This is a genomic window from Streptomyces tanashiensis, assembly GCF_014648895.1.
Lineage (GTDB): Bacteria > Actinomycetota > Actinomycetes > Streptomycetales > Streptomycetaceae > Streptomyces > Streptomyces tanashiensis.
Map to the genome: position 1 here is coordinate 816,895 of NZ_BMRZ01000001.1, position 14,078 is coordinate 830,972.

Sequence of the window (14,078 nt, forward strand, 5' to 3'; positions counted from 1 at the left end):
CCGGGGAGGTGAACGAACGTTATCTCCAGCATCCCGCACCCGGCCGTTTCGCGGTGGCCACCGAGGGGGAAATCACACGTGGGACATGTTCGCTCTGCGCCGTCCCCGCTTTCGGGCCCTCCTCCTGGGCCCACCAGCCGCGAGCGGGGCCGGTCGCGAAGGGAGCCGCGACGAGGTCGCCGCGCCCCCGTGCCGCCGTCCGTGCGGCGCGGGGGCGCGGCGGACCGGCGTACCGTTCGGCCCCGCGTGCCGTTCGGGAGGCCGGCCATGGAGCTCGCCAAGGTCACCGCCCTGATGAAGGCCACCGCGCTGGAAGTCGCGATCCTCACCGGCCATCTCGTCCTCTACCCGTCCGGGATCGTCGCCGAGCGGCTCTCCCCCGCCGCGCCCCCGACGTCCATCGCCCCGGGCAGCCGCCCGGTCGTCCTCCTGCACGGCTTCGTCGACAACCGTTCGGTCTTCGTCCTGCTGCGCCGCTCCCTCACCCGGCACGGCCGTGACTGTGTCGAGTCGCTCAACTACTCACCGCTCACCTGTGACCTGCGGGCCGCCGCCGAGCTGCTCGGCCGCCGGGTGGACGAGATCCGCGCCCGTACGGGACACGCCGAGGTCGACATCGTCGGGCACAGTCTGGGCGGGCTCATCGCCCGCTACTACGTGCAGCGCCTCGGCGGTGACACCCGGGTGCGGACCCTGGTCACGCTCGGCACCCCGCACGCGGGCACGACGGTGGCCCCGCTCGCGGACGCGCATCCGCTGGTGCGGCAGATGCGGCCCGGTTCGGAGGTGCTGCGGGAGCTCGCCGGGCCCGCGCCCGGCTGCCGTACCCGCTTCGTGAGCTTCTGGAGCGACATGGACCAGGTGATGGTGCCGGCGGAGACCGCCCGCCTCGACCACCCCGACCTGCTCGTGCACAACGTGCGGGTGAGCGGGATCGGCCATCTCGCGCTGCCCGTGCATCCGACGGTGGCCGCCGGGGTCCGCGAGGCCCTCGACGCGGGGGGTCCGGTGGTCTCCGGGACACGGGAAGAGGGGCCCGGCGCCACCTCCGTCGCCTGACCGCGCCACACCGTTCTTCGAACGTTCATCGAACACAAGGCCAAAGCTCTCCACCCGACCTGGCAAAACGCGGCCGATTGCCCTTTTCCTGCGGGCTCAAACCCCTCCGAAGATTGTCCGCCGCGCGTACCGCCGGGTACAGTCGCGCCACTGCTTACCCCCGGGACACCCCTCACGGGCCCGCCCCGGACTGGTCCTGCTGCCGAGGCGAGAGAGACGTTGGTGAACGACCAGCACCCCCACGCCGGGTACGTCGGAGACGGCGCCCACACCACCGGCAGTCTCCCCATCGACCCGCTGTTCGGCGCCTACCCCGGCGGTCAGGCCGACCACAGCGGCCAGTGGGACCTCGGCCAGTACGCCGCCACCGGCACGTACGCGACGACGGGGCAGTACGACACCACCGGGCAGTACGACACGACCGGCCAGTGGGACACCACGGGCCAGTGGAACACCGCCGGCTCCTACGAGGCCACCGGCGCGTACGAGACCATCGGCACGTACGACACCTCCGCGGCGCAGTACGACGCCACCGGCCAGTGGGACGCCTCCGCCTGGACCGAGGCCCAGCACACCGGCCAGTACGAGACCGCCCACGCCGGCACCTATGCCGCCCAGGGCACGTACGGCTACGAGGCCTACGACGCCACCGGCCAGTGGGCCGCCCCCGCCTTCGCGACCGAGACCGGCGCCTTCGACGCGACCGCGTGGAACCACGCGACCCCGGAGCCCGAGCCGGTCGTCCCCCAGCAGTACACCCCGCAGGCCGAGCACACCGCCGAGTTCGCCTTCGAGTACGTCCCCGAGGACCACCAGGGGCTCGCCACCGACGAGACGTACGAGGCGGAGGAGACCTACGCCCCGGCCGAGGACGACGCTGCGGAGGACCTCCTCACCCTCGAGGACGGCGAGGACGGCGAGGACGACGGCTACGACGCGTACGACATGCCGTCCGACGAGCCGGCCGTCGAACTCCGTACGGAGTCGCCCGTCGCCGGCCGCCCCGTGCGCCGCTCGTCGGGTGGCAGCCGCGGCCGTCGCCGTACCCCCGCCAAGCGGTCCGCGCTGCTGACCGTCGCCGTCCCCTCCGCCTGCGTCATGGGAGTCGCCGGCATCGCCGCCGCCTCCGTCAGCGGCCTCACCGGCCCCACCACGACCGGCGGACAGAAGGACGACACGACCACGCTCGCCGCCGCCGACCCGGCCTCGGTCAAGCAGGTCGCCGCCAACAACGCGCTCGACACGCAGCTCGCCGCGCTCAGCGCCGACGCCCGCGACTTCGGCGACCGCGCCAGCCGCACCCAGGAACGCATCGACCTCAAGGCCCGCCAGGCGGCCGACAAGAAGAAGCGCGAGGAGGAGGCGGCCCGCAAGGAGGCGCTGCGCCCCAAGTACCTGCTGCCGGTGAAGCTCCACCAGCTCAGCGCGCGTTTCGGCCAGTCGGGCGTCAACTGGATGTCGGTGCACACGGGCATCGACTTCCCCGTGCAGTACGGCACCCCCGTGATGGCCGCGACCGACGGCACCGTCCGCACGCAGTGGAACAGCGCCTACGGCAACATGGCGATCGTGACCGCCCCCGACGGCACCGAGACCTGGTACTGCCACCTGAGCAGCACCAAGATCCGCTCGGGTTACGTCAAGGCCGGCGACGTCATCGCCTACTCCGGCAACTCCGGCAACTCCACCGGCCCCCACCTCCACTTCGAGGTCCGGCCCGGCGGCGGCTCCGCGATCGACCCGCTGGCCTGGCTGCGCAGCCACGGCCTCGACCCGACCAGCTGAGCCTTCCCCCCGGTCGAGTCTCCCCACAGCTGAGCTCTCCTCAACTGAACTTCTCCGCGTACGAGCAAGGGCCCCGGCGACATCCGCCGGGGCCCTTGCTCGTACCGCGTTCCTACAGCTTCTCGACCGGCGCGTACCGCAGCAGCAGTCGCTTCGGCTTCTCGTCACCGAAGTCGATCGTCGCCTGGGCGTCCGAGCCCGCGCCGGTCACCGTCATGACCGTGCCGAGGCCGAACTGGTCGTGCGTGACACGGTCGCCGACCTGCAGGGAGATCACCGGCTTCTCACCGGCGCGCCGGGTGGCGAAGCCGGAGGGGCCGGAGCGCGCGCGGGAGGAGGAGAGCGAGGAGGTGATCCCCGAGGTCGGCCCGGCGGGCTTCGCCATCGGACCGGTCCGCTTCCACTCCAGGTACGCGGGCGGGATCTCCTCCAGGAAGCGCGAGGCCGGGTTGTACGAGGGCTGGCCCCAGGCGCTGCGCATCGACGAGCGGGTCAGGTAGAGCCGCTCACGCGCGCGCGTGATGCCGACGTACGCCAGGCGCCGCTCCTCCTCCAGCTCCTTCGCCTGCCCGAGGGCGCGCATGTGCGGGAAGACGCCGTCCTCCATGCCGGTGAGGAACACCACCGGGAATTCGAGGCCCTTGGCGGTGTGCAGGGTCATCAGGGTGATGACGCCCCGGCCCTCCTCGTCCTCGTCCGGGATCTGGTCGGAGTCGGCGACGAGGGCGACCTTCTCCAGGAACTCGGCGAGGGTCGCGGGCTCCTCGCCGCGCTCCTGCTCGAACTCCAGGGCCACGGCGGCGAGTTCTTGGAGGTTCTCGATCCGGGTCTCGTCCTGCGGGTCGGTCGAGGCCTGCAGCTCGGCCAGGTAGCCCGTCCGCTCCAGGACGGCCTCCAGGACGACGGCGGGGCCTGCGCCGGACTCGACGACGGTCCGCAGCTCGTCCATGAGCGCGTTGAACCGCTTCACGGCGTTCGCGGAGCGGGCGGCCATGCCGTACGCCTCGTCGACCCGCTTCAGGGCCTGCGGGAAGGTGATCTTCTCGCGCAGGGACAGCGCGTCGATCATCGCCTCGGCACGCTCGCCGATGCCCCGCTTGGGGACGTTGAGGATGCGGCGCAGCGGCACGTTGTCCTCGGGGTTGGCGAGGACGCGGAGGTACGCGAGGACGTCCCTGACCTCCTTGCGCTCGTAGAAGCGCACACCGCCGACGACCTTGTACGGCAGTCCGACGCGGATGAAGATCTCTTCGAAGACACGGGACTGGGCGTTGGTCCGGTAGAAGACGGCGACGTCCCCGGCCTTGGCGTCGCCCGCGTCGGTGAGCCGGTCGATCTCGTCGGCGACGAACTGGGCCTCGTCGTGCTCGGTGTCGGCGACGTAGCCGGTGATCTGCGCTCCCGCGCCCGCGTTCGTCCACAGGTTCTTGGGGCGGCGGGACTCGTTGCGCTCGATGACGGCGTTGGCCGCGGAGAGGATCGTCTGGGTGGAGCGGTAGTTCTGCTCCAGGAGGATCGTCGTCGCGTCCGGGTAGTCCTCCTCGAACTGGAGGATGTTGCGGATGGTCGCGCCGCGGAAGGCGTAGATCGACTGGTCGGCGTCGCCGACGACGCACAGCTCGGCCGGGCCGAGGTCCTCGTAGCCGGTGCCGACGAGCTCCCGCACGAGGGTGTACTGCGCGTGGTTGGTGTCCTGGTACTCGTCGACGAGGACGTGGCGGAAGCGGCGGCGGTAGTGCTCGGCGACGTCCGGGAACGCCTGGAGCAGGTGGACCGTCGTCATGATGATGTCGTCGAAGTCCAGGGCGTTGGCCTCGCGCAGCCGCGCCTGGTACATCCGGTACGCCTCGGCGAGCGTCTTCTCGAAGCCGTCGGCGGCCTGGTCGGCGAAGGTCTCCTCGTCGATCAGCTCGTTCTTGAGGTTCGAGATCTTGGCGCTGAACGACTTCGGCGGGAACTTCTTCGGGTCGAGGTCCAGGTCCCGGCAGACCAGCGACATCAGCCGCTTGGAGTCGGCGGCGTCGTAGATCGAGAACGAGGAGGTGAAGCCGAGCTTCTTCGACTCGCGGCGCAGGATGCGGACGCAGGCGCTGTGGAAGGTCATGACCCACATCGCGTTCGCACGCGGTCCGACGAGCTGCTCGACGCGCTCCTTCATCTCGCCGGCGGCCTTGTTCGTGAAGGTGATCGCCAGTATCTGGCCGGGGTGGACGTGCCGCGTGCCCAGGAGGTGGGCGATGCGGTGGGTCAGCACCCGGGTCTTGCCGGAGCCGGCGCCGGCGACGATGAGCAGCGGGGTGTCGGTGTGCACGACGGCGGCGCGCTGCTGCTCGTTCAGCCCCTCCAGGAGCGCGGCGGCGTCCACGACGGGCCGGGGGTGGCCGTCCCGGTAGTGCGTCTCCCGGGCGGGCGGGGGCACGTCGAAGTGCTCCCCGAAGAGGTCGTGCGGGACCTCCTCCGTGGCCGGGGAGCCGTGCTCGTCGTCCTCGGGGTGGGGCGGGGGCTCCTCCGAGGGGTGGTTCTGGAGGCCGGCCAGGAAGCTGTCGTCAAAGAGGCTGCTCATCGCCTCACGAGTCTAGGACGCCCCACCGACATCCGGGCCCGCCTTCGGGACGGTCTCTGTGGAAGCCCTCACACCCGGCGGGCCCGGCGCTCAGGTCCAGAGGGTCGCGATGAAGATGTTCGCCATGGTCAGGCCGCCGACGGCGGCGAAGAGGCCCTTGTCGACCCGCTCCTCGTCCCGCTTGACGTAGACGATGCCCAGGATCACGACGAGGATCGCCAGCTTGATGCCGACCTTGAGGTTGTTCACGCTCTGGTCGTCGGCCTGGTTGAGACCGACGAGCGCGACGCCCGTGACCAGCATGGTCAGCGCGCCGTGCAGCATGGCGGGGCTGAAGCGGGCCGTACCCGCGCCCATCGCCTTCATCTGGGTGAGGAAGCCGCCGAGGAGGGAGGCGATACCGATGATGTGCAGGGCGACGAAGACATTGATGAGTACGTCCATGGGGCGGAGCCTAACCGGGCCCGTATCACCGCTCTCCGGCCGGGTCCACTCCCTCCGGGGCTTCGGTCGGACGGCCGCCGGAATGTCCCCGGCCCCTCACACCGGACGGAAGAGTTCGGTCTCCGTCACGTCAACTGACGCCAATAACGGTCAACTCCCCGTCCTCCCGTGACCCCAGGTTTAGCGTCCTCCACCAGGTGACCGGCTCCCCACCACCGCCGGCGATCCGGCGGCCGTCGGTCACCCCCGCCGAGAAAACCGGCGGCGGTCCGTCTCCCCTGTGCGGCCCGCCGTCGGCCCGGCGGGCACCCGCCCACCTCAGGGAAGAGGATGTGACCCGCCCTCGTGGCAGCTCACCGGAAGGCCAGAAAGTCCCCCCTCGGCGGCTCGGCGGTACGGACCGCCGCCACCCTCGCCCTCGCCTCCGCGGCGACGGCGACGCTCTTCGAAGGATCCGGACACGCGGACCCCCGGCCCACCACCGCCCAGGTCAAGGCGAAGGTCGACCGGCTCTACGAGGAGGCCGAGGTCGCGACGGAGCGGTACAACGGGGCGAAGGAGAAGGCCGACGAGGCACGCACCGCCTTCGACCGGCTGCGCGACGAGGCCGCCCGCAGGACCGAGCGGCTCAACACCGCCCGGGACGGGCTCGGGGCCATGGCCGCCGCCCAGTACCGCTCCGGCGGGCTCGACCCCGCCGTACAGCTCGCCCTCACCTCGAACCCCGACCAGTACCTGGAACGGGCCGCGTTCGCCGAGAAGGCCGGGGACCGGCAGGCGGCCGCCGTCACGGCCGTACGACGCGAGCTCGCCGCGATCCGGCAGCTGCGCGGCGAATCGGCGGGAAAGCTGACCGCGCTGCGCGCGCACGAGACGGAGCTGCGGCGGCAGAGGGCGGCCGTGATCGGCAAGCTCACCGAGGCCAGGACGCTGCTGGCGCGGCTGACCGAGGAGGAGCGCGCACGGTACGAGGCGGCCGCCGCGGCCCGGAACGGCTCCGGCAATTCGACGCGCACCGACGGCCAGGGCGGCACGGACACGGCCGGCGGCTCCCCGACCGTGCGGGCCGACCGCTCCTCGGGGGGCGACCGCGGGCCGGTGACCGCCCCGAACGCCCGGGCCGCCGAGGCCATCTCCTTCGCCCGCGCCCAGCTCGGCAAGCCGTACGTATGGGGGGCGACCGGACCCTCCGCCTACGACTGCTCCGGTCTCACCCAGGCCGCCTGGCGCGCGGCAGGCATCTCCCTGCCCCGCACCACGTACACCCAGATCAACGCCGGCCGCCGCGTCTCCCGCTCCCAGCTGGCCCCCGGTGACCTGGTCTTCTTCTACTCCGGGATCAGCCACGTCGGGCTCTACATCGGCGGCGGCCAGATGATCCACGCGCCCCGGCCGGGCGCCCCCGTGCGGATCGCCCCCGTCGACGAGATGCCCTTCGCCGGCGCCACCCGGGTCGGCTGAGCCCCGGGCCGGGCGGACCCAGCCCCGCCGAGACCCGGGTCGGCCCGCCGGGAACCCGGTCAGTCCCGCCGAGCCACCGGGTCGGCCCCGCTCAGCCCGCTGGACCGAGGCGGGCTCGGCCGAGGCGGGTCGGAGGAGGCGGGCCGGAGGAGGCGGGCCGGAGGAGGCGGGTGTCAGACGAGGCGGCGGGCGGTGGCCCAGCGGGTCAGCTCGTGGCGGTTGGACAGCTGGAGCTTCCGCAGCACCGCCGAGACGTGCGACTCGACCGTCTTCACCGAGATGTAGAGCTGCTTGGCGATCTCCTTGTACGCGTATCCCCGGGCGATCAGCCGCAGCACCTCCCGCTCCCGCTGGGTGAGGCGGTCCAGGTCCTCGTCCACCGGCGGCGCGTCCGTGGAGGCGAAGGCGTCCAGGACGAAGCCGGCGAGGCGCGGCGAGAAGACGGCGTCGCCCTCCTGGACACGGAAGATCGAGTCGACCAGGTCGGTGCCCGTGATCGTCTTGGTGACATAGCCGCGGGCACCGCCCCGGATCACCCCGATGACGTCCTCGGCCGCGTCCGAGACGGACAGGGCCAGGAACCGGACCGGGTTCTCGGGCGCGCTCATCAGGCTCGCGCAGCGCCGCAGCACCTCGACCCCGCCGCCGCCCGGCAGGTGCACGTCGAGGAGGACGACCTCGGGGCGGGTCGCGGTGATCACCGTGACCGCCTGGTCGACGTCGGCGGCCTCGCCGACCACCTCGACGCCGGTGACCTCGGTCCGGCCGATCTCGGCCTGGACCCCGGTGCGGAACATCCGGTGGTCGTCGACGAGCACCACCCGCACCCGGCGCTCCGTGCCCGCTGCCTCCGCATCGGTTCCGGTCACTGCTCCGGTCTCGTCGCTCATCCGTCCGCCCTCTCCATCTCGAGCTCCACTTCGGTGCCCCCGCCCTGCGGTGACCGCAGCCGGGCCGAACCGCCGTTCCGCTGCATACGGCCGATGATCGATTCTCGTACGCCCATCCGGTCCTCGGGCACCGAATCCAGGTCGAATCCAGGTCCCCGGTCCCGCACCGAGACGAAGACCGTGCGCCCCTCCACCTCGGCGTACACCTGCACGGCCCCGCCCTCGCCACCGTACTTCGCGGCGTTGACCATCGCCTCGCGCGCGGCCTGCATCTGCGCGGCCAGTTTCTCGTCGAGGGGGCAGTCGCCGACGACGACCACCTCCAGCGGGACCCCGTGCTTGTCCTCGACCTCGGCCGCCGCCCGCTTCACCGCGTCGGCGAGCGTCGTGGGCTCCTCGTCCCTGCCGGTGCCCTCGGGCTTGTAGAGCCAGTTCCGCAGCTCGCGCTCCTGCGCGCGGGCGAGGCGGCGCACCTCGCCGGCGTCGTCGGCGTTGCGCTGGATCAGGGTCAGGGTGTGCAGCACGGAGTCGTGGACGTGGGCGGCGACCTCCGCGCGCTCCTGGGCCCGGATGCGCATGGTCCGCTCGTCCGTGAGGTCCTGGGACATGCGGACCAGCCAGGGGCCGGCGAGGAGCGCTATGCCGGTGAGGACCGCGACGGCGGCGGTGACGGCCGTGCCGAGCTGGGCGACGGAGCCGCGGACCACCACGAAGACCGCGAGTCCGGTGCCGACGAGGCCGACGCCGACGAGACCGCGGACGAGCTGGAGCGCGCGTCTGCGGCGCCCCGGGTCGGTCCAGCTGGCCCGGCGGGCGTTGTCCGCCTGCCGCCAGACGAGGGCGACACCGACCGCGATGAGGATCAGCGGCCATATGTAGCGTCCGGTCTCGTTGTCGACGCTGACGTTCCCCACGAGGGCCGCCAGGCCGATGCCGAGCGCGATCAGGGCGACGACCTGGCCCCGGTCGGGCTTGCGGAGTCTGCGGCGCCCGTCCGAGGTGGTCTCGAAGAGGGAGCGCGGGGCCGACCGGCCGCCGACACCGAGCGGGACGACGATCCAGAAGACCGCGTAGAGCACGATGCCGAGGCCGTTCGAGAAGGACAGCACCACGAAGAGCGCGCGCACCCAGACGACCGGCAGTCCGAGGTGGCCCGCGAGGCCGCGCGCGACACCGCCGAGCCACCGCCCGTCTGCGCTCCGGTAGAGCCTGCGCACGGGTGGTTCGTCGGTCTCGGTGACACGAGCGGTTGCGGACATGCACCGATCGTCACACGTTCGGCCCGCCCCGGACATCAGGGTCGGCCCTGAGATCGTCCCTGGTACGCACTCGGGGGCGCGGGCCCCGCGAATATCAGGGTCGGGCCAGGGTCGGCCCCGGTGCCGCTGGGCGTCACGGGCCGTCACCATGGAGGCATGACGAGTTCGATGCCTTCGCAGCACGAGGCCCCGCCGCCGGCGGAGGCCGATCCCGCCCCGCCGCTCCGGCGCTCGCGCGGAAGCAACGTCGTGGGCGGCGTCTGCGGAGGTCTCGGGCGGCACTTCGATCTCGACCCGGTGATATTCCGGGTGGTGATCGGCGTGCTGGCGGTGGCCGGAGGCCTGGGGCTGGTGTTCTACGGCTTCGCGTGGCTGCTGATCCCGCTCGCGGGCGAGGACGAGAGCGAGGGGCGCAGGCTGCTGACGGGCCGGGTCTCCGGGGCCTCCCTCGCGGCCCTGCTGATGGCGCTGATCGGCTGCGGGATCTTCCTGTCGACGCTGCACAGCGGGGAGGTTCTCGGCTTCACGCTCACCCTCTCGCTCGCGGTGTGCGGGGCGGCGGTCTGGTCGCAGCGGCGCCGGGCAGGCGGCGAGACCGAGGGCAGAGCGGACTCCGCGGCGGTCCTCACGGTCGCCGAGGCGCCGCCCGAGACGAAGGCTCCGCCGCTCTACGAGTCTCCCTCCTGGTGGAAGGACCCGATCGTCAAGGACGGCTCGACGGGCAAACTGGCCGTCGGCTACCTGTGGGGTCCGCACGGGATCCTGGACGAGGACGGCAAGGTGAACGGCGAGGTGCCGAAGCCGGGCAGCCAGTGGGGCCCCGCCCCCGCGGCGCCCGGGCGGCCGACGCCCTCCGTCCGCCGCAGCCCGCTCTCCATCGGGGGGCTCGTCTTCCTGCTCGCCCTCCTCGCGGGCGGTCTCGGCACGGGCCTGACGTGGGACTCGCACCCGCTGGGCACCAGTCTGCAGATCGGTCTGGCGGCCGCCCTCGCGGTGTTCGGCCTTGGCCTGGTCGTCAGCAGCTTCCTCGGACGGACCGGGTTCGGCACGGTCTTCCTGACCGTGGTCACGGCGGGCCTGCTCGCACTGGCCTCGGCCCTGCCGGACCGGATCTCCACGGAATGGGTCCGCGAGACCTGGCGGCCCGCCTCGGTGGCCGCGGTGCAGCCGGACTACGAGCTGGGCACCGGGGTCGGCACGCTCGACCTGTCCGGGCTCCCGCTCCCGGCCGGCACGACGGTGACGACGCGCGCCTCGGTGGGCGCGGGGCAGCTCAAGGTGATCGTCCCGAAGAGCGCCGTGGTGAAGCTGCACGCCGAGGTGGGCCTGGGCGATCTGCAGCTGCCGGGCGCGCCCGCCGACGACATCGACATCGCTCCGGACCGTGACGTGACACGGACGCTGAAGCCGCCGGCCGGGACGACCCCGGCGGGCACCCTGGACCTCTCGCTGGAGGTCGGACTCGGACAGGTGGAGGTCACCCGTGCTGCTTCATGAGTTCCGTCCCGGCCGGCTGCTCGTCGGCCTGACCGCCCTCGCGCTGGCCGCCGTCTACGCGGGCGACGCCGCCGACGCCTGGACGACCCCGTGGTACGCGGTGATTCCGGTGCTCTGCGGCGGCCTGGGCACCGCCGCCCTCGCGACCTGGGTCGCCTATCGAATACGGCGCCGTTCGGCGAGGAGCCAATCCAGCGAGAGTACCGGTGCCCCGGCCAGCAGCAGCGGGAGCCAGGACATCAGATAGGCCAGGTCGTTGCCGAGGTAGTACGGGTTCACCTGCCAGCTCACGGTCAGCCAGAGGCTCAAGGAGATCAGCGCGCCGCCGAGCGCGGCCAGTCGGGCGAAGAGACCGAAGAGCGTCCCGAGTCCGACGGCCAGCTCTTCGAAGGCGATGGCGTAGCCGAAGCCGGTGGGGTTGTTGAGGGCGAGGTCGACGAGGGCGGGGATCGCGGAGCCGTCGCGGACACCGCGCATCATCTCGCCGATGGAGCCGCTGCCCGTGTCGGCGAAGAAGGCCGGGTCGGTGAGCTTGTCGAGGCCGGCGTAGATGAAGGTGACCCCGAGGAAGATCCGCAGCGGAAGGAGGGCATAGCGGGAGGCGATCGCCTTCCACTGGTCGAAGGTGGCCTTCCGCTCGGCGTAACCCCCGTTGCCGCCGGAACCGCTGGTCCCGCCCGGGCCGTCGGTGCCCCGCGGGCCGTCGGTCCCGCCCGGGCCTCGGGTCCCACCGGTGTCACCCGCGCCGCCGGGGCCACCGGTGCCGCTCGTGCCGTCGCCCGTGTCGTGCGGCCGGTCCGTCTGTCCCGTCATCGTCGGTCACCTCTCCACGCCCCGTACGACTGTTCGCGGAACGATTCTCCTCGCACCTGGCGCCCGGGACACGGGAAGGAGGGCAGGACGCTCAGTCGACGACGTCGATCGTGACCCGGTTGGACTCCACGCCGGCCGCCGTGACGACCGAGACCTCCACCCGGCCCGGTTCCACGTCCGCCGGGAGGGGGACGGTCAGGGCGGCGTCGGTGGGGTTGGCGAAGCCGCCCGGGACCGGGACCAGCGGCACGTGGGCGTGGACGGGGCCGATGCGGACGACCAGACGGGTCAGCGGATCGGGGGCACCGGCGCCGGGCGGGACGAAGCCGCAGCCGCGGATCTCGATGTCGTCACCCGTGCGGATCGGGGCGTCGAGGTCGCCCGCCTCCCGGGACCGGACCACGGAGTGGATCGCCGGGCGGACGCCCTCGGTGCACTTCGCGGCGAGGTGCCAGGCCGCCGAGACGCCGACGAGCAGAACGAGGGACCAGGGGACCTCGGGGAGCCGGTCGGGGTCGGCGGCCAGACCGACGGCGGCCAGGGCCAGGACGGCGCCGGAGACGAGGAGGTACTGGACGTCGGCGAGAGCGGCCCGGCCGCTGTCGTCGCAGACCAGGTCCGCCGCGCGCGGGCGGTCGGCGCGGACCTTCTGGAGGCGTCCGGCGGCGATCCCCAGGGTGACGACGAGACGGGCGGTCACGGTGACGGAGGCGACGAGGGCGAGGACGGTCAGCAGGCCCGCGCCACGGGCCAGACCGAAGGCGGTCGCGCCCGGCGACCGGAAGGCCAGGAAGAGGAGGGTGAAACCGAGGAGCAGGAGCCAGGCGGCGGCGACGGCGCGGGTGGTGGAGAGCCGGTTGTCCTCGCCGATCAGCGGGGCGAGGAGACCGCCGCGGGCCCGGTGGGCGTGGGCGGCCGCGCTGAGCAGGACGGCGAGCACCAGGGCCGTGCAGAGGCCGGCCGTGCGGGCGCCGGTCCAGCCGCCGTCGATGGCGGTGAGGGCCTGGCCGAGCAGGAGGGCGACGACACCGCCCCAGACGGCGCCGAGGCCGCCGCGCCGTACCCGGTCGAGCCAGGCGAGCCCGGCCTCCCGGCCGCGCACGGCCACCGCGCGGGCGGACTGGGCGAGCTCGTCGGAGACCCACTGGCGGGCGGCGACCGGCGAGTGGGCGACGGCAGCGGGGACGCCGTGCCCGGCGGCGAGCTCGTCGCGCCGGGCCAGGAAGGCGGCCACGGCCCGCCGGTGCCCGGCCTGCCCGCAGTGGGCACAGCCGGCGCAGGCCGTCGCGTGCTCGCCGTACTGTCTCGCCTCTTGAACCGCCACGGTGCTCACTCCCGAGCTCACTTCACGGCCCGCGTCAATGCGTACCGGAGCGCCCCGAAGGGCCAACCAGCCGTTGATTCAACGGAATTGTGCCGCACCGGCGGCTCCCGCGCCTGCCGCGTGCGCCCCGCCGGAGAGTGATTGACGCGCCATCCCATTGACGTACAGAAGGGTGAAGCGATGGTGTTACGACAGGAGTTCGGGGTCTGTTCGACTGATCCTGCGCCACAGGGGCTGGTAGTTGATCCAGGCGACGAGGTCGCTGCCGAGCTGTTCCCGGGTGGCGACGGCCTCGCGGTGGTCGATGAGCACCGGCTTGCCGGCCGCCCGCGCGGTCAGCTGGACCTGGGCGGAGCGTTCGAGTGCGATGAACCACCAGGCGGCCGCGTCGACGGAGGTGCCGACGGTGAGCAGCCCGTGGTTGCGGAGCACGATCGCCTTGAACGCGCCGAGGGCGACGGCGATGCGGCGGCCTTCCTCGGCGTCCACGGTGACGCCGGTGTAGGCGTCGTAGAGGGCGTGGTCCTGGTAGAAGGCGCAGGCCTCCTGGGTGATCGGGTCGAGGAGTTCGCCGAGCGCGGCGAGGGCTCGCCCGTGGACGGAGTGGGTGTGGACGACGGCGACGGCGTCGGGCCGGGCCCGGTGGACCTGGGCGTGGACGGTGAAGGCGGCCTGGTTGACGTGGTGGCCGCCCCGGACGACCTGCCCCTCGCCGTTGACCAGGATGAGATCGCTCGCGGTCAGCTCCTCGAACGGTGCTCCGAAGGGGTTCACCCAGAAGCAGTCGGGGTACTCGGGGTCGCGGGCGGTGATGTGGCCCGAGACGCCCTCCTCGTACCCGAGCCGCCCGAAGAGCCGGAGTGCGCCCGCGAGCCGCTGCTTGCGGTGGGTGCGTTCCTCCTCGGCCGTCGCGTGGACGGGCGGCAGGGCGAAGTGGAGCCGTTCGACGGGGACGGGGTCCGGTATCACGCTCATGCGCCGGA

The 14,078-nt window shown here is 72.7% G+C and carries 11 protein-coding genes; 4 read left to right on the forward strand and 7 right to left on the reverse strand.

Annotated features, from left to right (window positions below):
* Window positions 1-267: 267 nt before the first annotated feature.
* Both IE237_RS03675 and IE237_RS03680 read left to right on the forward strand, forming a co-directional pair.
* Window positions 268-1,059: a lipase family alpha/beta hydrolase gene (locus IE237_RS03675; protein WP_189800320.1), complete on the forward strand. Its 792-nt coding sequence runs from the start codon at window positions 268-270 to the stop codon at window positions 1,057-1,059.
* A gap of 222 nt (window positions 1,060-1,281) precedes the next feature.
* Window positions 1,282-2,844 carry a M23 family metallopeptidase gene (locus tag IE237_RS03680; protein ID WP_189800321.1) on the forward strand — a complete coding sequence of 521 codons (1,563 nt, stop codon included), beginning with the start codon at window positions 1,282-1,284 and terminating at the stop codon, window positions 2,842-2,844.
* 112 nt (window positions 2,845-2,956) lie between these two features.
* Here the strand turns inward: IE237_RS03680 and pcrA are convergent, their stop codons facing one another.
* Together pcrA and IE237_RS03690 are read right to left on the reverse strand one after the other, a co-directional pair.
* Entirely contained in the window at window positions 2,957-5,407 is a 2,451-nt protein-coding gene (gene pcrA / locus IE237_RS03685; RefSeq protein ID WP_189800322.1) for a DNA helicase PcrA, read from the reverse strand.
* A 90-nt stretch (window positions 5,408-5,497) separates the two neighbouring features.
* The gene (locus IE237_RS03690) at window positions 5,498-5,851 is read right to left on the reverse strand and encodes a hypothetical protein (protein WP_189800323.1); all 354 of its coding nucleotides are present in this window, start codon (window positions 5,849-5,851) and stop codon (window positions 5,498-5,500) included.
* A 345-nt stretch (window positions 5,852-6,196) separates the two neighbouring features.
* Here IE237_RS03690 and IE237_RS03695 point away from each other — a divergent pair, with 345 nt between their 5' ends.
* Window positions 6,197-7,312, forward strand: a complete 1,116-nt coding sequence (locus IE237_RS03695; RefSeq protein ID WP_189800324.1) for a C40 family peptidase — start codon at window positions 6,197-6,199, stop codon at window positions 7,310-7,312.
* Window positions 7,313-7,485: 173 nt separating this feature from the next.
* Here the strand turns inward: IE237_RS03695 and IE237_RS03700 are convergent, their stop codons facing one another.
* Both IE237_RS03700 and IE237_RS03705 read right to left on the reverse strand, forming a co-directional pair.
* Entirely contained in the window at window positions 7,486-8,202 is a 717-nt protein-coding gene (locus tag IE237_RS03700) for a LuxR C-terminal-related transcriptional regulator (RefSeq protein WP_189800325.1), read from the reverse strand.
* Window positions 8,199-9,461: an ATP-binding protein gene (locus IE237_RS03705; RefSeq protein ID WP_189800326.1), complete on the reverse strand. Its 1,263-nt coding sequence runs from the start codon at window positions 9,459-9,461 to the stop codon at window positions 8,199-8,201. The genes IE237_RS03700 and IE237_RS03705 overlap by 4 nt, the downstream gene beginning before the upstream one ends.
* 156 nt (window positions 9,462-9,617) lie before the next feature.
* Here IE237_RS03705 and IE237_RS03710 point away from each other — a divergent pair, with 156 nt between their 5' ends.
* Window positions 9,618-10,958 (forward strand): PspC domain-containing protein, encoded by a 1,341-nt coding sequence (locus tag IE237_RS03710; RefSeq protein ID WP_189800327.1) that lies wholly within the window; start codon window positions 9,618-9,620, stop codon window positions 10,956-10,958.
* 156 nt (window positions 10,959-11,114) lie between these two features.
* Here the strand turns inward: IE237_RS03710 and IE237_RS03715 are convergent, their stop codons facing one another.
* The 3 genes from IE237_RS03715 to IE237_RS03725 all read right to left on the reverse strand — a co-directional run bounded on the left by IE237_RS03715 (window position 11,115) and on the right by IE237_RS03725 (window position 14,070).
* On the reverse strand, window positions 11,115-11,771 hold the full coding sequence (locus tag IE237_RS03715) for a DoxX family protein (protein WP_370468142.1): 657 nt from the start codon (window positions 11,769-11,771) through the stop codon (window positions 11,115-11,117).
* A 91-nt stretch (window positions 11,772-11,862) separates the two neighbouring features.
* Window positions 11,863-13,095 (reverse strand): hypothetical protein, encoded by a 1,233-nt coding sequence (locus IE237_RS03720; RefSeq protein WP_370468143.1) that lies wholly within the window; start codon window positions 13,093-13,095, stop codon window positions 11,863-11,865.
* A gap of 186 nt (window positions 13,096-13,281) precedes the next feature.
* Complete coding sequence (locus tag IE237_RS03725; protein WP_189800329.1) at window positions 13,282-14,070, reverse strand: class II aldolase/adducin family protein; 789 nt, start codon at window positions 14,068-14,070, stop codon at window positions 13,282-13,284.
* Window positions 14,071-14,078: the final 8 nt, after the last annotated feature.